Origin of the sequence: Conexibacter stalactiti (genome assembly GCF_033542075.1) — a bacterium.
Classification (GTDB): Bacteria; Actinomycetota; Thermoleophilia; order Solirubrobacterales; family Solirubrobacteraceae; genus Conexibacter; species Conexibacter stalactiti.
Window position 1 is genome coordinate 29,401 of record NZ_JAWSTH010000046.1, and the last position, 18,310, is coordinate 47,710.

Annotated in this window: 15 protein-coding genes; 7 read left to right on the forward strand and 8 right to left on the reverse strand. The window is 73.2% G+C overall.

Annotated elements, in window-relative coordinates; all coding sequences use genetic code 11:
• Positions 1–24: 24 nt before the first annotated feature.
• From R7226_RS17135 to R7226_RS17145, 3 genes are all read right to left on the reverse strand, one after another.
• Positions 25–3,504, reverse strand: a complete 3,480-nt coding sequence (locus tag R7226_RS17135) for a hypothetical protein (protein WP_318598449.1) — start codon at positions 3,502–3,504, stop codon at positions 25–27.
• A 197-nt stretch (positions 3,505–3,701) separates the two neighbouring features.
• Complete coding sequence (locus R7226_RS17140) at positions 3,702–4,346, reverse strand: hypothetical protein (protein WP_318598450.1); 645 nt, start codon at positions 4,344–4,346, stop codon at positions 3,702–3,704.
• A 205-nt stretch (positions 4,347–4,551) separates the two neighbouring features.
• The gene (locus R7226_RS17145) at positions 4,552–6,015 is read right to left on the reverse strand and encodes a hypothetical protein (RefSeq protein WP_318598451.1); all 1,464 of its coding nucleotides are present in this window, start codon (positions 6,013–6,015) and stop codon (positions 4,552–4,554) included.
• A gap of 482 nt (positions 6,016–6,497) precedes the next feature.
• Between R7226_RS17145 and R7226_RS17150 the strand changes: the two genes are divergently transcribed.
• From R7226_RS17150 to R7226_RS17175, 6 genes are all read left to right on the forward strand, one after another.
• Positions 6,498–8,489, forward strand: coding sequence for a hypothetical protein (locus R7226_RS17150; RefSeq protein ID WP_318598452.1), 1,992 nt, complete (start codon positions 6,498–6,500; stop codon positions 8,487–8,489).
• A gap of 267 nt (positions 8,490–8,756) precedes the next feature.
• The gene (gene ftsH / locus R7226_RS17155; RefSeq protein ID WP_318598453.1) at positions 8,757–10,769 is read left to right on the forward strand and encodes an ATP-dependent zinc metalloprotease FtsH; all 2,013 of its coding nucleotides are present in this window, start codon (positions 8,757–8,759) and stop codon (positions 10,767–10,769) included.
• A gap of 26 nt (positions 10,770–10,795) precedes the next feature.
• Positions 10,796–11,860 carry a type 2 periplasmic-binding domain-containing protein gene (locus R7226_RS17160; RefSeq protein WP_318598454.1) on the forward strand — a complete coding sequence of 355 codons (1,065 nt, stop codon included), beginning with the start codon at positions 10,796–10,798 and terminating at the stop codon, positions 11,858–11,860.
• Positions 11,857–12,399, forward strand: a complete 543-nt coding sequence (locus R7226_RS17165; protein ID WP_318598455.1) for an RNA polymerase sigma factor — start codon at positions 11,857–11,859, stop codon at positions 12,397–12,399. Before R7226_RS17160 ends, R7226_RS17165 begins: the two co-directional genes overlap by 4 nt.
• Positions 12,396–13,145, forward strand: coding sequence for a hypothetical protein (locus R7226_RS17170; RefSeq protein WP_318598456.1), 750 nt, complete (start codon positions 12,396–12,398; stop codon positions 13,143–13,145). Before R7226_RS17165 ends, R7226_RS17170 begins: the two co-directional genes overlap by 4 nt.
• Before the next feature lie 58 nt (positions 13,146–13,203).
• Positions 13,204–13,596, forward strand: a complete 393-nt coding sequence (locus R7226_RS17175) for a hypothetical protein (RefSeq protein WP_318598457.1) — start codon at positions 13,204–13,206, stop codon at positions 13,594–13,596.
• A gap of 6 nt (positions 13,597–13,602) precedes the next feature.
• On the opposite strand, the gene R7226_RS17180 is transcribed toward R7226_RS17175, so the two are convergent.
• Both R7226_RS17180 and purU read right to left on the reverse strand, forming a co-directional pair.
• Entirely contained in the window at positions 13,603–13,998 is a 396-nt protein-coding gene (locus tag R7226_RS17180) for a YidH family protein (RefSeq protein ID WP_318598458.1), read from the reverse strand.
• Positions 13,999–14,028: 30 nt separating this feature from the next.
• Positions 14,029–14,937, reverse strand: coding sequence for a formyltetrahydrofolate deformylase (gene purU / locus R7226_RS17185; RefSeq protein WP_318598459.1), 909 nt, complete (start codon positions 14,935–14,937; stop codon positions 14,029–14,031).
• Positions 14,938–15,038: 101 nt separating this feature from the next.
• Here purU and R7226_RS17190 point away from each other — a divergent pair, with 101 nt between their 5' ends.
• Positions 15,039–15,851 carry a hypothetical protein gene (locus tag R7226_RS17190; protein WP_318598460.1) on the forward strand — a complete coding sequence of 271 codons (813 nt, stop codon included), beginning with the start codon at positions 15,039–15,041 and terminating at the stop codon, positions 15,849–15,851.
• A 10-nt stretch (positions 15,852–15,861) separates the two neighbouring features.
• Here the strand turns inward: R7226_RS17190 and R7226_RS17195 are convergent, their stop codons facing one another.
• The 3 genes from R7226_RS17195 to rlmB form a co-directional block, all read right to left on the reverse strand.
• Positions 15,862–16,254: a hypothetical protein gene (locus tag R7226_RS17195; protein WP_318598461.1), complete on the reverse strand. Its 393-nt coding sequence runs from the start codon at positions 16,252–16,254 to the stop codon at positions 15,862–15,864.
• A gap of 107 nt (positions 16,255–16,361) precedes the next feature.
• Complete coding sequence (sigH, locus tag R7226_RS17200; protein ID WP_404827867.1) at positions 16,362–17,012, reverse strand: RNA polymerase sporulation sigma factor SigH; 651 nt, start codon at positions 17,010–17,012, stop codon at positions 16,362–16,364.
• Between the two features lie 359 nt (positions 17,013–17,371).
• On the reverse strand, positions 17,372–18,310 hold a 939-nt coding region (gene rlmB, locus R7226_RS17205), incomplete at its 5' end, for a 23S rRNA (guanosine(2251)-2'-O)-methyltransferase RlmB (RefSeq protein WP_318598463.1).

The window sequence follows — 18,310 nt, forward strand, 5'->3', positions numbered from 1 at the left end:
GGCCGCGAGACGCCCTCCCCGGCCCTACTTGCGTCCGCCGCGCCCCTTCGCCTTCGCGGCTCTGATGGTGACCGTCCGCACGATCGTGGCGGCCGTCCCGCCGGCCGGCGTGAACGTGAAGCGAACGGTGACGCGCAGCGATCGCGCTCTCGCGAGCGCGCGGCTGGCCGCTCTGCCGAGCACGACGTCGACCGCCAGGTCACCGGCCCCCTTCGCGCTCGCCCGCGCGCTGCCGAGCTGAAGCGCTCTTCTCGCGCCCGGGAGTCTCGCCGTCGCGACGACTCTCAGCGCTCCGGCCGCGGCGACCCGCACTCTGAACGGCAGTTTGCGCGCGCTCGCCTTCCCGGCCGTGACCGTGATGCGGTTGCTCGGCGGATCGACCTTCTGCGGCGGACCGCCGCAACCGACCGTGCACGGCGGCGGCGGGCAGGTGCCGAGCTGCTGGCAGGTCGGTCTCGGGCAGGTGCCGAGCTGCTGGCAGGTCGGTCTCGGGCAGGTTCCCAGCTGCTCGCAGGTCGGTCTCGGGCAGGTTCCGAGCTGCTCGCACGTCGGTGGCGGGGTGTCTCCAGGCGTGACCGCGCGCGCAGCGCTGCCCGCCGGCGCGCTGTCGCCGGCCGCGTTGACGGCGACGACCTCGCAGGAGAGCTGGCGGTTGGCGTCACCGGCGACCGGCGTGTATCTCTGCTCGGTCGCTCCGCCGACGGCGGCGCCGTCGATCAGCCAGCGGTAGCGGTAGCTGGTCGGGAAGTCGCTCCATGCGCCGCGGGCGCACAGCGCCGGCACGCCGACCTTGACCTCGCCCGAGACCGCCGGCAGCTCGCGGTTGACCGCTCTGATCACCGCGATCGTGAGCTCGTCGCTGGTCGCGCTGACGCTGCCCGCGGCGTTCTCGGCCGTCTCACGGCAGCTGATCGCGGTGCCGCGATCGTCCGCCTGCACGAGGTACGTCGTCGCGCTCGCGCCGTCGATCGGCTGGCCGTCGCGCCGCCACTGGTAGGCCAGCGAGACCGGCTCGGACCCGTAGGAGCCCGGCTGGCATCTCAGCTGCTCGCCCTCTCTCGGCGAGCCGCTGATCGACGGCCGCTCGAGGACGGCTGGGGCGACGGCGTCGTCGTAGACGTAGATCCCCTCCTGCGGCAGGCCGTCGATGCCGTCGACCTGCAGCCGCAGGCCGACGACGACCGACTTGCCGGCGACCTCGCGGACGTCCTCGCCCCACTGCGTGGCGACCGGGCGGAACTGGCTCGTCTGGGGTGCCCAGCCGGTGACGGCCCCGCCGAGGACCGAGCCGACGCCGGCCGGCCGCGGCTGGTCGCCGAGGCTGCCGAAGCCGCTGCCGCTCGTGCCGTTGCCGCCGACGAGGTACACGGTGCCGTCGGCCCCCGCGGTCGCCGTCACCACGCCGCCGTCGGGCGCCGGCGCCCACGCCGGCAGCAGCGCTCCGTCGGCGCGTCTGAGCGCGACCGCGTACTGCCGCGTCTGACCGCCGATCGTTCCGTCGAAGGTCCCGACCGCGTACACCGCGTCGGCGCCCAGTGCCAGGTCGAACACCTTGCCGGCGACGTCCCCGCCGACCTGGGCGTCCCAGCCCGCGGTGACCTCGTCGCTGCCCGCCGCGAACGCGGCGAGGTATCTGCGCGCCGCGGGGGTGCGCCCGATCGTGGCGAAGTCGCCGGCGACGTACAGCGCGCCGTCGGACGCCAGCTCGATGTCGTTGACGACCCCTGAAGGCGCCGGTCTGAAGCTCGTGATCGCGTCGCCGGAGTCGGGCTCCACCGCCGCCAGACGGGTGTACGCGGCGTCGCCGTCGATCTGTGTGAAGGCGCCGCCGAGGTAGACACGTCTGACGGCATCGCCGGCCGCGGTCGGCTCGAGCGCGACGTCGCGGACGATGCCGCTGATGTTCGGGTCCCAGGCGCGGACGTCGGCGGCGCTGCTCGCCGTCCCGCTGGCCGCGACCGCCCAGCCGCCGATGCGCGGCTGGCCGTTGAGGCCGGCGGTCATGTTGCCGACGCCGTAGACGGTCGCGCCGTCCGGCGAGACGGCGAGGCCCTGCACTCTCGCGTTGGTGGCGCCGGCGTTCGGCGCCCACGGCAGGATTCTGTCCGTTCTCAGGTCGACCGCGGCGAGGCCGCTGCGGCGCGCGATGTTGGCGGTCGTGAAGCCTCCGGCCGCCCACACCTTTCCGCCGCTGACCGCGAGACCCCGCGGGGGGCGGTTGCAGGCGCCGTCAGAGCCGAGGCGGGGATCCCACGCGGCGACCGCGCCGGTGCTGCGGCTGACGGCCGCCAGCCCGCAGCGGAGCGCTCCGCCCCACGCCTGCTCCTGCGTGGTCGCGTCGGGCAGCGCGACGTAGACGCGCTCGGCGTCGACGGCCAGCGCCACGCCCTGCGTCGTGCCGGCTTGGCCGGGATTCCACGCGCTGGCCGAGCCGGTGGCGAGGTCGAGCTCCGCGAGCCCGTCCCGGGCTGAACCGCCGATCTGCGTGAAGAGACCGGCGGCGTACAGTCTTCCGCCGGTCGTCGCCGCGGCCTTGATGTCGCCGTCGGCCGCGACCGGGAGGTCTGTGACGGTCCCGCTGCCGCTCGTCGTGACCGAGCGGACGGCTCTCGCCGCGACGAGGATCGCGGCGTCGCCGTCGGTCAGCAGCGCGACCTCGGCCGAGGCGGCCGAGAGTGCCGGGGGCGCCCACGCCGTGGCGGTGGCGTCGGCGCGGGCGATGCCCCCCAGCCCGTCGCGCGCCTGTCCGCCGACGCTGTTGAACGATCCGCTCGCGAGCACCTGCGCGCCGACGACCTCGACATTGTCGACGACCGCGTCGGCGCCGCCCGCACCGCCGAGCTGCGGATTCCACGCCTTCGGCGCGCCGGTCGCGACGTCCAGTGCCGCGAGACCGTCGCGCGGCTCGCCGCCGGCCTGCGCGAAGCCGCCGGCGACGTACAGCGTTCCGTCCGGTCCCAGCGCCGCATCGCGCACGTCGACGCTCGCCTCGCCGGCGCCGTCCTGAAAGCGCGGTCGGAAGGCGACGTCGACGCTGCCGTCAGCTCTGAGGTGCAACAGACCGCTCTGGCGCACCCCGCTCGCGCCGCTGCCGTCGAGGCCGACGACGTAGACGCCGCCGTTGCCGTCCGCGACGACCGTGCGCGCGGCGGCGACGCTGTCGGCGTCGCGGCCGGTCAGCTCCGCGACCTGCTCGTCGAGCTGGCCGTCGCCGGTGTCGAAGGCCGCGAGCCCGGGAGCGCGCAGGCCGATGCCGTGGATCGAGCCGCCGAGATAGAGCGTGTCGCCGTGGACGGCGCTCGCCGTGACGGCGTTGGAGGAGCCGGTCGGCACGCCGACGGTGATGCGCGAGCTGCGGTCGATGCCGGAGCTGAGCGGCGCGGCCGCGACCTCCGCGACAGTCGCCGAGAGCACCATCAGCGTCGTCGCGCAGAGCCCGATCGCTGCGCGTGCGAGTGGCGGTCGCGACCTCGGTCTGCGTCCGTGGCGGTCGTTGGAAGGCATCGTCATCCTCACTCCTGGCTGGTTCGATCAGCGCTCGCTCGGGGAAGCGAGCGGCCGGATGCGCCGCGAGCGTCAACACGTCGCGCGCGGGCTGCCACGGTATGAGCGCCCCCGTCCAACGACGTAAACATCTTGCTACCGCGATGTGAACAGTTGGCGGCGCCGCACGGCGCCGCCAATCGTTCACGCGTTCGCGCTCAGAGCGTCGCGCACTGGCCGAGCTGCTCAGCCGCCAGGTTGTCGGCGACGGTCGGGTCGGGAGTGTTGCCGGCGCAGTCGAGCGTGCCGCGAACGACGTTGCGCACGACCTCGAAGGCGCCCTCGTTGTCGAGCAGCGAGAGCGCGCCGACCACGACGTTGCGGGCGATCGCGCCACCCGCGTCGTTGCCCTCGACGACGAGCGCGCCGCCCAAGAGGTTGCCGGCGGCCGCGGCGCCGCCGATGGTGACGACGCCGTCCGCGAAGCGAATCGCCGTGTCGCCGCCGATGGCCGAACGGGTCAGCGTGACCGCACCGAGCGACTCAGCGACCGCGACCGTGCCTCTGACGACCGAATCCCGCAGCGTGAAGGCGCCCCGAGCGCGCGTGACGGTGACGTTCCCCGTCACCGCGGCCCGCTCGATCACGAGCGCTCTCGAGCTGCTTCTGCCGGTGATGCTGCCGCGCACGACGACGTTGCGCAGCGTGCAGTCGGCGCCGAGCGGCACGTTGACGTCACCGAGCGTCTGGTTCTCGATCACGCCTCTGCAGGTCGTGACGGGCACCGGCTCCTGCGCGACGGCGGTGGCGGCAGGCAGCAGCGCCGCGCTCGCGACGAGCGCGGCGGCGAACGACTTCTTCATTGGAGACTCCCTCGTGGAGTGAGTGGTTGAGCCCGGGTCCGGGCGGCGCCAGCGTAAACACAGGCCACCGGCTCGTTGTAAACAGCTTGCGACCGGCTGCGTTTCACCCGTGAACGACAGCGGCCGGGCGATCGCTCGCCCGGCCGCTCACCGCCATCCTGTGTCGCTGCCTGGGAGCCGCCGTGCGGCCCCTTGGAGCGTCTTGCTACTCGCCGGCCTCAGCGTTGTTCCAGCCGAGCACCGCCGCGCCCGCCTGAGCGACTCTCAGCAGGTCGGGCGAAAGCGCCGAGTAGTCGCGCGCGGCCAGCAGACCCTGGCCATGGGCGCTCAGCGCATAGGTGATGTAGTCCTTCGTCGAGCGCGCCTGGTCGATCGTGAACGGTCCGGTCGCGCTCGCGATGCTTCTGTTGTACCCGCGGTTGAAGTCCGCCGGCTCCTCCCACGCGAGCGCGTAGGTGGGCGTGCAGATCGGGTAGTCCTGGTTGGTCGGGGTCCCGGTGAGGCCGGTCCAGTCGCCCTCGGTGGTGGCCGGGATGTTGGAGTATCTGACGTCGTCGCAGGCGGCGCCGTAGTCGGTCGTCGTCGTGGCGTCGTCGAGCGCGGCCGGGCTCACCTCGACGTTGTCCGACGGACGTCTGACGTAGACCCAGAAGCGCTCGTCGTTGGCGTCGGGCGCGGCGCTGTCGTACCAGCCGTAGGCGCGGCCGCGCGAGGTCGCGAGGTCGGCGTAGCCGATGCCGCCGGCGATCGTCGACGTCGAGCCGGCGTTGTCGCGCGCGACCGTCGTGCCGGAGAGCGAGTCGAGCAGCGCGCCGGCGCCGTTGATCTGGTTGGAGGTGTACCAGTTGGTGCTTCTGTTCGGCCAATCGCGGTTGTCGGTCGAGTACGTGGTCGCCCAGCCCTCCGCGCCGTCGACCGCATGCAGGAACTGCTTGAGCGCGAAGGTCGTGCCCGATCTGTCGTAGCGGGCGACGCGGTTGATCGTCAGCGACGAGCAGGCGTTCCCACCCGACGTGCCCGTGATCGTGAAGATGTTGCCCCATCTCGTGAAGCCGGCGTCGTTGGCGAAGACGCCCTCGACCTGGGTCGGCGAGAGGATGCGATCGGCCGGGTCGACCGAGCAGCCGGCCGGCAGCTTGACGTCGATCGCGATCGCGGATCCCGCCAGCGGGATCGTCTCGAGATCGGTGTTGTCGTAGCTGACGGCCGGATCGCCGTCGACGGCGAAGCCGTTCTGCGTCGAGGTCCCCGGCTCGTCGGTGCCGCCGAAGTTGATCTCGAAGGAGCTCGCCACACGCGAGTTCGCTCTGGCGAAGCCGAACAGGGCCGTCGCGGAGCCGGAACCGCTCGGGTAGTACGAGACGGACTCTCTGCCGATCGCGAACGACACCAGCGGCGAGGTGGAGTTGTTGCAGCCGGCCGCGTTGTAGCCGAAGCCCTGGCCGAGACGCGAGAAGGCGTCGGGAGTGAGGATCTCGGCTCCCCAGCCGATGTGCGCGCCACGGGCGAACGACGCGCCGCGCCCGAAGATGCTGTCCCCGTTCTCACACTGCGTGTCGTGCGAGGCGGGGAAGGTGGCCGCACCCGCGGTGCCGGCCAAGAGACCGAGCGAGCCGGCAGCCGCGACGGCGGCCGACAGCGCGCTCAGCTTCGTAACGTTGAGACGCATGATCCTCCTATCGGATCAATTGATGACGTGCTCGACGAGCGGCCCACCCGCTCGCCGTCGCTGATCCTAGCCCAATCATTGAACGACCGAAGGTATTAATTTTGTTACCGATGCCGGCAACGATTTGTCACTTCGCACGACGTTGATTGACAACGAACGAGCGCCGGCGGCGCCCTCGCGTCCCGGTCCCCATGCAGTTCGCCCTCGCGTGCACGCGTGCGAGCGACGCCATTGCTAGCGTTGCGCACGCATCCATGATCCTCCTATCGGATCAATCGATGGCGGTCTGGCGAGCGGCCCACCCGCTCGTCAGACCCAGTTCCCCTTGCGTTCGCCGACTCCCCACGTCGTCCGGTCTGCGCCCCGACATGTCCCATTGCCGGGACGGTCGCGGCGGATCATCGCCGATCGACCGCCGGGACGCCGTTGAAATCCTGTAAACAAAGCTTGTAAACAGACGCCCTCGCCCTACTGTGACGCCGATGCGCCGTCACGTCTGTGCCGCGATCCTGCTCGCCGCTCCCCCGCTCGCGCTCGCGCTTCCGTGCGCGCCCGCGCACGCCCGTGTCGAGGGCGCCCTGCCGATCGACGGACCCGACGCCGCGATCGGCGAGCTCGGCGGCGTCGCGATGGCCGAAGACGGCAGCGGCGGTCTCGTCTACCGGCGCTTCGAGGAGGGCCGCGCGCACATCTACGCCGCGCGCTACGACGGCCGCCGCTGGTACCCGCCGCAGCGCGTCGACATCGGTCAGCGGTTCGACTCGAACTGGCCGCGGATCGCCGCGGCCGACGGCGGGCGGCTCGTCGTCGTCTGGACCCAGGACGGTCCACCGAACCAGGACAGCCTCCATTCGGCCGTGCTGCCGCGCCGTGCGACGCGCTTCCTCGCACCGACCCTGATCGACTGGACGATCGGCGAGGCGCGCGCCACCCACCCTTCGCTGGCGATCGCCCCGAGCGGCTCGGCGCTGCTCGCCTACCGCGCGATCTCGACCTTCGACCTGCAGACGCTGCCCGGCTACGTCCGCGGCGAGATCCGTCTCGCCCGCTTCGACGGCTGGCGCTGGCAGAAGCTCGGCGCGCCGGTCAACCGCAACCGGCTCGCGCCTCAGCGGGCCCCCACCGCCGCCAACTCGCCGCAGGTCACGATCGCCCCGGACGGCAGAGGCGCCGTCGCCTGGCAGGAGCCCGACGACCAGCTGATCGATCGCATCTGGGCGCGACGGGTCTTCGACACACGCACGGGCGTGGTGCTGCAGGCGAGCCCCGCGACGCTCGACAGCAGACCGGTCGGCTCGCACGCCGATGCGCTCGCGATCGACATGACCGCGTTCGGCCGCGTCGTCGTCGTCTCGCGTCAACTGCCCGACGCACGCGACCGCGCGGCCGCCCCGCGGATCTTCGTCAACGAGCTGCCTGAGTCGACCGACGACAACGCGCTCAGATTCGCCGTCACCGGCCCCCAGCCGGCCGACGGCGCGGGCGCGAAGGCGACGGTCCCGCCGGGCCCGCCGTCGCTCAGCCTCGGCGGTCGCACGAGCCTGCTCGTCGCCTTCCCGCGCGCGGGCGCGACCGCGCTCGCTGCCGGCGAGGACGACAGCGTCGCCGACCTCCAGAGCAGCGGCGGCGATCCGGTCCCCAGCGCCGGCGAGCCGCCGGCTCCCGCGATCGACGCCGGCGCCGCCAACCGCGGCACCTACGCCTATGCCTCGCCGGAGGGCGGCGGGCGCGTGATCGTGCAGCAGCTCGACGGCGCGCGCGTGGTCGCGACGCAGCCGGTCGCCGGTCCGCAGGGCGGTCCGATCCGCTCGATCGCGGTCGCCGGCTCCGGCACCGGCGACGCGCTCGTCGCCTTCGCCCAGGGCGAGGACGACGAGGGGCAGATCGCGGTCGCGCGCGTGACCGCTCCGCCGGTCCCGTTCGCCGCGCAGACGCCCGGCGACTGGACTCGCGCGCGTGAGCCGCTCGTCACGTGGGACCCGGCGCCGCCCGGCTTCCGCCCGCGCTCGTACACGCTCGAGCTGGACGGCAGAGCGGTCGCGCGAACCACCCGCTTCGGCTACCGCTTCAGAGAGGGCGCGCTGGCCGACGGCGCGCACGAGGTTCGCGTCGTCGCCACCAACGCCGTCGGAGAGGCGAGCGCGACCGACCCGCGGCCGCTGCGGACCGACCGCGTCGCGCCGACTGCCATAGCGCGCGTCGACAGACGCGGCAGACGCGTCGTCGTCACGATCGACGACGGCAGACGCGGCACCGTCGCGGGCCCGGCGCCGCAGTCGAGCTCGATCGTCTGGGGCGACGGCAGACGCGACGACGACGTCAGCGCCCGCCGCGCGCACAGCTACCGCAGAGCCGGCACCTACCGCCTCGTCGTGCGCGCGCTCGACGCCGCCGGCAACCTCGACACGATCCGCCTGACCGTCAGAGCGCCGCGCGGCGCCGCGGCCAGACCGAGAAGAACGTCGATCGGCTGACATCAACAGCACCGTCAACACGGTCGCCGCTGGCCGACGCGACGACAGTTGTTACGACCCTGAGAAACGCTCTGGTTTCGTGACGGAGCCGCTCCTATCGTTCGGCGCGATGCGCCATCACGCCTGCACCGCGGCGCCGGTCTCCGTGCGCGCCGCGGTCCCGGTGTTTACGCGAACGCCCTCAGTCGTCGCAGGTGTTGACGACTCCACCGCAGCTGCCGGGGACCGTCGAGCGGCGCCTCGCAGACCCCCGAAGAAGGAGCCTCGATGAGCAACCCCCGCCTCACATCCGCCCAACGCAGACGCTCGCAGGGGCAGCTCGCCGCGGAGCGCGTGCGCGACGGGCTGGCGCGGGTCGGGAGAGCGCTCGCGAAGGATCCGCTGTCGACCTTCCTGCTGATCGCCTCGATCGTGATCGCGTTCACCTTCTTCACGATGCTCGGCCGGCTCGGACCCGACGCGACGGGCAGAAAGGTCGACCTCTCCAGCGTCAACCGGCTGATCGACCAGCAGCGCGTGCGCGACGCGACGTTGCTCGACTACGACTCGCAGATCGAGCTGGAGACCGACACCGGCCTGCAGCTGTACGCCGACTACCCGGCCTCCGACGCCGGCACGCAGCAGCTGATGAACGAGCTCGACAGAGCGGGCGCCGACTACCAGGTCGACCTGCAGGCCGGCAAGCCGCTGCGCACGATCGTGATCCAGTTCCTGCTGCCGATCCTGCTGCTCGTCTGCCTCTTCGCCTTCTTCACGCGCCAGGCCGCCGACTCCGGCGGCGGCATCGGCGCCTTCTCGAACTTCCGCGGCAAGGGCAAGAAGAAGGGCAGAGCGTCGATCACGTTCGACTCCGTCGCCGGCGCCGGCGAGGCGCTCAACGAGCTGAAGGAGATCCGCGACTTCCTCGACAACCCGCAGAGATACCTCGACATGGGCGCCGCCGCGCCGAAGGGCGTGCTGCTCGTCGGCCCTCCCGGCACCGGCAAGACGCTCCTGGCCCGCGCCACCGCCGGCGAGGCCAACGCCACCTTCTACTCGGCCTCCGGCGCCGAGTTCGTCGAGTCGCTCGTCGGCGTCGGCGCCGCCCGCATCCGCAGCCTCTTCGCGATGGCGCGCAAGAACGCGCCGGCGATCATCTTCATCGACGAGCTCGACGCCGCCGGCCGCAAGCGCGGCGCCGGCGTCGGCCAGGGCAACGACGAGCGCGAGCAGACGCTCAACCAGCTGCTGGTCGACATGGACGGCTTCGGCGGGGACGCCGGCGTCGTCGTGATGGGCGCCACCAACCGCCCCGACATCCTCGACCCCGCGCTCCTGCGCCCCGGCCGCTTCGACCGCCAGGTCGTGATCGACGTGCCCGACGTGCACGGCCGCTACGAGATCCTCACGCTGCACGCGCGCGGCCGCACCTTCACGAAGGACGTCGACCTGATGGAGATCGCGAAGCTCTGCCCCGGCTTCTCCGGCGCCGAGATCGCGAACCTCGTCAACGAGGCCGCCCTCCTGACCGTCCGCGAGGGCCGCAGAGAGATCGACCAGCCGACGATGGAGGAGGCGATCGACCGCGTCGTCGCCGGCCCGGCGAAGAAGTCGCACGTGCTGACCGAGGACGAGCGCTGGACGATCGCCGTGCACGAGTCCGGCCACGCCGTCGCCACGCGCGCGATCGGCCAGACCGTCAGCGCCCAGAAGCTGTCGATCGTCGCGCGCGGCCGCCAGCTCGGCACCGCCGCGCACATGCTGACCGACCGCGACGCCGTCATGCACGGCCGCAGCGACCTCGAGCGCCAGCTGGTCGCGATCCTCGCCGGCACCGCCGCGGAGCTGATCGAGTTCGGCGAGGAGTCGACCGGCATCTCCGACGACCTGCACGCCGCCACCAGACTCGCGCGCTCGATGGTGACGAGCTTCGGCATGTCCTCACGCCTCGGCCACGTCACCGTCGGCGAGCCCGGCGGCGAGGTCTTCCTCGGCAACGCGCTGCAGGACCTCGGCTCGATCGGCCCCGAGACGCTCAACGTGATCGACGAGGAGGTCGCGCGGATCGTCGAGGACGCGGAGAAGCGCGCCGAGCACACCCTGCGCGCCAACTGGAAGGCGGTGCAGGAGACCGCGACCTCGCTGCTGGAGCAGGAGACGCTCTCCGGCGTCGCGCTCGACGCGGTCCTCTCGACCGTCGAACCGGTCGACCTGCACGAGATCCCCCTGCCGGATCGCAACGGCAACGGCAGCGGGCCCGCCAACCGTCAGCTCCCGCGAGGGGACGCAGACCGGCGATGAACGGGCGCGGCCGGACCCTGTGGCCGATGGTCCTGCTGCTCGCCTGCGCGATGGTCGCGACCGACTTCGTGCGCCATCCCTTCCAGGGCGCGGCGCCGGGTGACGCCGCGAGCGGGCGGCGCGACGTGACGCTGTGGCTGGCGGGAACCGACGCCGGCACGGTGCCGGCGCGCCTCGCCCGCGCCGCCGCCCGCCAGCTGGGCGAGCCCGGCGCCTCCGCACGCGTCGAGACCGTGCGGGGCGGCTCCTCCGCGGCCGTGCTCGCCGTGCTCGACGACGAGGCCGGCACCAGCGCCCCGCTGCTCGTCGTCCACGCCGGCACGCTCGCCGACCTCGCGCGCGAGCGCGGCGACGCCGGACTGCCCGGCGTCCCGGAGCAGGCGCGCCGCGCGACGCGGCTGCTGCGCGCGGCGCGGCCGCTGGCGCTGCTCGCCGACGACACGCTCGTCGTCGCCTCCTCCGCCCGCAGCGGGCCGCGGACGCCGGCCGCGCTGCTCGCGTCGCTGCGGCGGGCGCCGGGCCGTCTCGTCTTCGGGATCGGCGGCGACGCCTGGTCGTACATGGCGCTCGCCGGCTTCGTCTCCAGCGCGAACGCCTCCGGCCGCGTCCCCTACCGCGTCGTCCCCGCGATCGGCAGCGACGTCGCGCTCGCCGAGCGCGACGTCGACGTCGTGCTCGCCCCGGCCAGCGAGCTGCACGGGCAGACGACGCGCGGCGCGCTGCGACCGCTGGCGCAGAGCGACAGGGGGCCGCGCGTGGACCGGCGCCTCCGCGTCGGTCCAGCGGTCGGCGCGGACGCCGCGCTGCCGCCGCTCGCGGACCTGCTCGCCGACGACGGCCCGGTCGCGCACGCCCACCGCTGGGTCGCGCTCGTCGCGCCGGCGACCCTGCCGGCGCGCGAGCGGCGGGCGCTGTCGCCGCGCCTGCGGGCGCTCGTGCGCAGCAGGGCGTGGGCACGCGTCCTGCGGCGCACGGGGCTCGGCCGCGCGCCCGCCTCCACGCCGGCGCGGACGGTCGCGCGCGCCTGGACCGAGACCGACGCGCTGACCACCGCCGCCGCGCGCGTCGACCGCCTCGCCGTCTCGCCGTGAACCTCCAGCCCGATGACTTCGCCCGCCTCTATCGCCGCCACGCCCAGTCGTTGCTGGTCTTCTTCCAGCGCCGCGTGCACGACGCGGAGCTCGCGACCGACCTGATGTCCGACACGTTCGCAACCGCGCTCGACCGCCACGAGCAGTTTCGCGGCGACTCCGACGCGGAGCTGTCCGGCTGGCTCTGGTCGATCGCCCGCAGCACGTTGCGCGACTACGAGCGGCGCGGCGCGACGGAGCGGGCGGGGGCCCGCCGCCTCGGCGTCGAACGACGGGCGCTGACCGATCGCGAGATCGAGCGGATCGAGGAGATCGCCGGCATGACGCAGCTGCGCGAGCTGATAACCGGGGTGCTCGCGGAGCTGCCGAGCGACCAGCGTGTCGCGGTGCAGCTGCGCGTGCTGGAGGAGTTGCCGTACAAGGAGGTGGCGGCACGCATGGGGATGCCGGTGCCGTTGGTGCGCACCCACGTCTCGCGCGGCCTGCGGAGGCTGAGCCGTGGGTTGCGCGAGGCTGAAATGAACCTGGAGCAGCGGTGACCGCCGACCCGACCCCGACCCATGACCAGCAGCTGCCGATCCTCGCGGAGCTGGAGCAGACGCTGCACGCCCGCGCGCTCGCGCTGATGAGCGCGCCTGCGACCGCGACCGACGCGCATCCCGCCGCCCGCCGGGCCGCCCGCGAGTCCTCCCATCCGGCCGGCCGTGCGCGCTCCCGCGCGCGCCTCGCCGGCGGCCGCCGCGTGCTGAGACGGGCCGCGCTGCTGGCCGGTGTGACCGGCCTCGTCGGCGCGTCCGCCTTCGCGACGCATTCGCTCGTGAGCGGCGAGGAGCGCGCCGGCGACGATCCGTCGCTGCGTACGACTGCCGCGACCGAGCTGGCTGGCGGCAGCCGCGACGGCGAGCCGTGGACGCTGTCGGGCGCCCGCCGCGGACGCGACCTCTGCGACGCGCTGATCGTCGCCGGGACCGTCGCGACGCGCTGCGGGCCCGCGCCGGGACGCCGCGGCCTGCTGCTCGACGGGCTGCTGAGCCCACGCGGCCGCTGGGTCGTGGCGCTGGCCGGCCCCGCCGTCGCGACGATCGAGCTGCGGGTCGGCGCAAGCCGGCGGACGGTCGCGACCCGAGCGGTCGCGGACGGTTCCGCGGCGCGGGCGTCGCGGCTGCCCGCGGGGCTGCGCTGGATCGTCGTCGCGCTCCCGCGCGGCGAGCACGACGACGCGCGCGTCACGGCGATCCCGCGCGATCGGCGCGGCCGCGCGCTCGGGCCGGCGCGCCAGATGTGAACACGATGTGATTTCGTCGTCATGTTCACGGCGGTGTTGCCTCATAATGAGCGTCACCGTGAGCCCGACCGTCGACGAGATACGCCGAACCGCGGAGGCGCGCCTGCGCGAGCTCGAGCCGGTGCTTGCCGAGGCCGAGCAGCTGCGCGTGCTGCTGGCGGCGATCGACGCGCCGTCCACGACGCTCCCGCCCCGCCTCAGCGCCGTCGGCTCGACGCGGCCCGCGGATCGCAGACAGCGCGACGGCCGCGCCCCGCAGGGCGCCAACAAGCAGCTGATCCTCGACATCGTCGCCCGCCAGCCCGGCGTCGCCGCGCCGGAGATCGCCGCCGCCACCGGCCTCAAGCGGACGGTCGTCGCCTCGACGATCAGCCGGCTGAAGCGCGTCGGCGAGCTGGAAGCGCACGGCCGCGGCGTGCGCCTGCCGCGCGCGGCCGCCGCCGTCGCCTGAGCGGCGCTACGCGTCGATCACGACGATCGCGACGATCAGCGCCGACAGCAGGATGCCGACGACGGCCAGCGTCGTCACGAAGCGGTCGTCCGGGCGCAGGTACTCGCCGCGGCGAACCGCCTCGTCGACCTGGCGATAGCGCATCCAGCCGTAGACGAAGCAGGCCACGCCGACGAGGCCGAAGATCACGCCCGCGATCGCCGCGAGCGCTTCGCTGCCGGTCGTCAGCGCCGGCACGACGCGGCCGACACCGAGGCTGCCGGCCATGCAGGCGAGGCCGGTCCGCCACCACGCCAGGTACGTGCGCTCGTTGGCGAGGTGGGTGCGGCGGGTCGCGTCGCCGTCTGCGTCGAATCTGCCGCCGCGCGCGGGCGCGGTGTCGCGGTTGCGCTCGTTGGTCACCGCCGGGGACGGTACCCGACGCCGCCGCGCTCAGAAGACGACGGTCTTGTTCTCGTGCACCAGCACACGATCGGCGAGGTGGCGCGCGACCGCGCGCGCCAGCACCGTGCGCTCGATGTCGCGCCCGATGCGCACGAGGTCGGCGACGCTGTCGCGGTGGCTGACGTGCGCGACGTCCTGCTCGATGATCGGGCCGGCGTCGAGCTCCTCGGTGACGTAGTGCGCCGTGGCGCCGATGATCTTCACCCCGCGCTCGCTGGCGCGGCGATACGGGTCGGCGCCGGCGAAGGCAGGCAGGAACGAGTGGTGGATGTTGATCAGCGGAGCGCTCGCGGCCGCGAGGAAGTCACCTGACAGGATCTGCATGTAGCGGGCCAGCACGATCAGCTCGAACGGCCCGTGAGGACCGTTCAGATGACCCAGAATCTCACCCTCAGCTTGAGCCTTAGATTCGCGCCTGACCGGCACGTGCACGAACGGGACTCCGAAGCTCTCGACGTCGCGCTCGGCGTCGCGGTGGTTGGAGACGACGAGGCCGATCTCGGCGTCGAGGTCGCCGCTGCGCCAGCGCCACAGCAGGTCCAGCAGGCAGTGCTCCTCGCGCGAGACCAGCAGCGCCACGCGCTTGGGCCTGCTGGCGTAGGCGATCCGCCACTCCATCGCGAACTGCTCCGCGACGGTCGTCGCGAAGGCGTGCTCCAACTCCCGTCTGCCGAGGTCCAGCCCCTCGAGGTGGAACTCCATCCGCATGAAGAAGGTCCCGCCGGAGGGATCGGTCGAGTGCTGGTCGGCGTCGAGGATGTTGGCGCCGTGCTCGAACAGGAAGCGCGAGACCGCGGCGACGATTCCGCGCCGGTCGGCGCAGGAGATCAGCAGCCGCGCCGTGTTGGGCCGGCCGTTGCCGAGCAGCGGCTCGGTGGAGTCATGCGAGTGCGCCATCCGCTGCCGATCCTACGTGCTCGGCGCGCGCTCGTCACAGGCGAACCGGCTCGCGCGAAGAACGTGCAGATGATGGACCGCAGACGCTTCGGACGACGACCGTGAAGCGACGCCGGTTCGAGGATCGCCTCGAACGCGAGCTGCTCGCTGCCGCGCGGCGCCAGGCCGAGGAGAGCGGGGCGGTACCGCAGCGCGGCCGCCTGCGGATCGCCGTCGGCGCCGCCGCCGCCATGACGGCGCTGGCCGCGGTGACGCTCGCGGTCGTGATCGGGCCGCCGCACGACAGCCGGCGGGTGGCGCCGACCGCCGCTGCCCCCCGCACGACGCCGCCCCCCGTCGCCGGCGCCGGCTGCACCGAGAGCGCCATCCGCAGCGACCTGGAGCTGACGACGGAGGCGCTCCCGCGGGAGCTGGCCGACGCCTACGCGCTGCTGCGACGCCCGCAGACCGCCGTCGACACCTCCGTCTGCGCGGTCCTCCCCGAGCACCAGGCGACGGTTCGCACCAATCCCGCCGAGCAGCGCTACGGCGGGAGCGGCCCGGGCCCCTACAAGCTGTGGGTCGGCTCGCGCTGGCTGGCCGACAGACCTCAGCTCTGCCTCTACGTCGAGCTGACCCGATACTCAGGCGGCAGCATCACCTGCGGCGACGCGCTGCCCGGGGTCAAGGACGGCTTCTCCTACTTCACCGCCGACGACCGCAGATCGGGCCGGTACGTCTTCGTCGTGCCCGACGGCGTCGCGAACGTCGAGCTGCGCTTCGACGACGGTCACACGACGCGGCTGCCGGTGCGCGGCAACGTCGCCTGGCATCTGCAGCACGACGTCTTCGAGAGCCCGCGCACGTCGGTCGGCGACTACGCCCTGCTCGACGGCAGCGGCAACGTGCTCACCGTCGCCCGCGCCGCCAGATAGCGACCGAGGCTCAGCGCTCGTCTTCGACGGCCTTGGCGTACCAGGCGCCGCTGCGGCGCCCGAGCGTGAGGCGCGTCGTGCCGCCCGGGGCTGTGACGCGGAAGATCGCGAGATCGGAGTCGGTGCCCGGCTCGTCGACGATCTGCGTCAGCTCGAGCGTCTGCGGCTCGACGCCGGGACGATGCTCGGCGAAAGCGGCGCGCGCGGCCGCGTCGAGCGTCCCGCGCTCCCAGCCGTGGTCTTCGGCGGTCGCGGCCGCCAGCTGGCGGTCCATCGCGGTGAGGCTCAGATTGAAGGCGTCGGCCCCCGCGCGGGTGCGGCGGGTGGTGGCGATCGCGCCGAGCGCGGCGATCAGCAGCAGCAGGCCGGCGACGACGAGGATGACGAGCAGGAGGGTGTCCACGCCCGGGATCCTACGTGGTCGGCGACGAGCGCCGACGTGACGAGGCGCGGCGGAACTGCGGCGCGGGGTGTGGGCGCGCCGCCGGTCCGGCCTCGACGTCGGGCTCGCTACAGCAGCACGTTGCGCGCGGCGAGGTGCGTGCCGACCTTGCGCTTGACGCGCTGCAGCGCGTTGTCGACCGTCTTCGTGTCGCAGCCGAGCTTCTCGCCGACGGCCTCGTAGGAGTAGCCGTCGAGGTAGAGCGACAGCACGCGCGACTCGAGGTCGGAGAGGACGGTCGAGAGACAGGCGACGAGCGCGCGCAGCTCCTCGCTGCTGATCACCTGGTTGACCGGGTCGTGGACGGTCGGGCCCGGGATCACCTCGTCGAGCGTCGGATCGCCGTCGCCGGCGGCCGAGGCGGGAGAGGCCGAGAACGAGACGTACTGGTTCAGCGGCGTGTGCTTGTTGCGCGTCGCCGTCTTGACGGCGGTGATGATCTGGCGCGTGATGCACAGCTCCGCGAAGTTGCGGAAGCTCGACTCGCGATCGGTGCGGTAGTCGCGGATCGCCTTGTAGAGCCCGACGAGGCCCTCCTGGATGAGGTCGTCGGAATCGCCCCCGGCGAGGAAGTACGACGACGCCTTCAGGCGGACGAAGCCGTAGTAGCGGCGCACGAGTCTGTCGTACGCATCGGGGTTGCCCTGCTTTGCGAGGGCGATGAGGAACCCGTCGTCAAGCTGAACTTGACCTTGAGGGTTATGGGAGATTCGAGCCACGAGCACACCCTTCCAGCAGCCGCATGCTCAATGCCGGCCGCCGCTTCGTAGCGCATTACCTCCCCAGGCGCTGCCACTTTATAGGTCCGGGTCGAGCCTCAAGCTGAGGTCCACCCTTATCGAGCGTGCAGGTTGCCACAGTTATGGAACGCCTGTCAAGCGACCGTTGCACGATCGGTTGCAGAGCGGACGCGGATGTGCAGGAATGCGCGCGCAGACGGCGGTTCATGGCGCGCAGGCGCCGTCCAGCCAAGGCTGGACGCGCGGGCGCGAGCCCGCGCGATCGGCCCCAGCCGATCTCGCGAGGCGACCGGCGCCAGCCGATCGCCCCCTCTCCCCCACTCCGGTGGTGGGGCCGCTCAGGCGGCGGCGTCGCGCTGGCGAACGATCTCGTACAGCAGCGCGGAGGCCGCGGCGCTGACGTTCAGCGACTCGATCCGGCCACGCAGCGGCAGCGCGACGAGGCCGTCGCAGTTGGCCGCGACGCGCGGGCGCAGGCCCCTGCCCTCGGAGCCCATCACGAGCACGACGCCGGCGCCGGCGTAGTCGACGCCGGTGTACGGCACGCCGCCCTCGCCCTCGGCGCCGTAGATCCAGGCGCCGGTCTCCTTCGCGTCTCTGAGGAAGTCGGCGAGGTTGCGCGCCCGCGCGATCGGGATGTGCTCGACGGCGCCGGCCGACGCCTTGCAGACGGCCGGCGTCACGTCGGCGGAGCGGCGCGCCGGGATCACGATCCCGGTCGCGCCGGCGCACTCGGCCGTGCGCGCGATCGCGCCGAGGTTCTGCGGGTCCTGGATCTCGTCGAGCGCGACGATCAGCGGCCGCTTCACCTTCAGCAGCTCGTCGACGTAGGCGTATCTGAACGGCCCCACCTGGGCGCAGACGCCCTGGTGGTCCGGCGAGCCGGCGCGCCGCTCGATCCACGAGCCGTCAGCGACGACGTTGACGTCGACCGCGGAGGCGTCCATCGCGACCGCGGCGAGCCACGGCTCCTCGACGGCGTGGCGCGTCGCCCAGATGTGCTGGACCTCGCGCGCGCCGCGCAACGCCTCGTGGACTGCGTTGCGCCCGTAGAGGACCATCGAGTCGTCGAAGGCGCGCTCCTCGCGTGCCGGCGCCGCCGGAGCCTCCGGCGACGGACTCTGCTGCGCGTGGCGCGATCCGGGCCGCCCGGGGCCGCGGACGCCAGGCTCGGCCGGCCCGCGGGCGCTGCGCGCGCGAGCGCTTCTGGCACCGGGCCCGTGCGCGCCGCCCGCTCTGCGCGATCTGCGCGTGACCGGCCGCTCGCGCCGCTCGCC

Coding starts and splice junctions, on each gene's coding strand:
- R7226_RS17135 (WP_318598449.1), bottom strand. CDS start 3,504: ATGCCTTCCAACGACCGCCACGGACGCAGACCGAGGTCGCGACCGCCA.
- R7226_RS17140 (WP_318598450.1), bottom strand. CDS start 4,346: ATGAAGAAGTCGTTCGCCGCCGCGCTCGTCGCGAGCGCGGCGCTGCTG.
- R7226_RS17145 (WP_318598451.1), bottom strand. CDS start 6,015: ATGCGTCTCAACGTTACGAAGCTGAGCGCGCTGTCGGCCGCCGTCGCG.
- R7226_RS17150 (WP_318598452.1), top strand. CDS start 6,498: ATGCGCCGTCACGTCTGTGCCGCGATCCTGCTCGCCGCTCCCCCGCTC.
- ftsH (WP_318598453.1), top strand. CDS start 8,757: ATGAGCAACCCCCGCCTCACATCCGCCCAACGCAGACGCTCGCAGGGG.
- R7226_RS17160 (WP_318598454.1), top strand. CDS start 10,796: ATGGTCCTGCTGCTCGCCTGCGCGATGGTCGCGACCGACTTCGTGCGC.
- purU (WP_318598459.1), bottom strand. CDS start 14,937: ATGGCGCACTCGCATGACTCCACCGAGCCGCTGCTCGGCAACGGCCGG.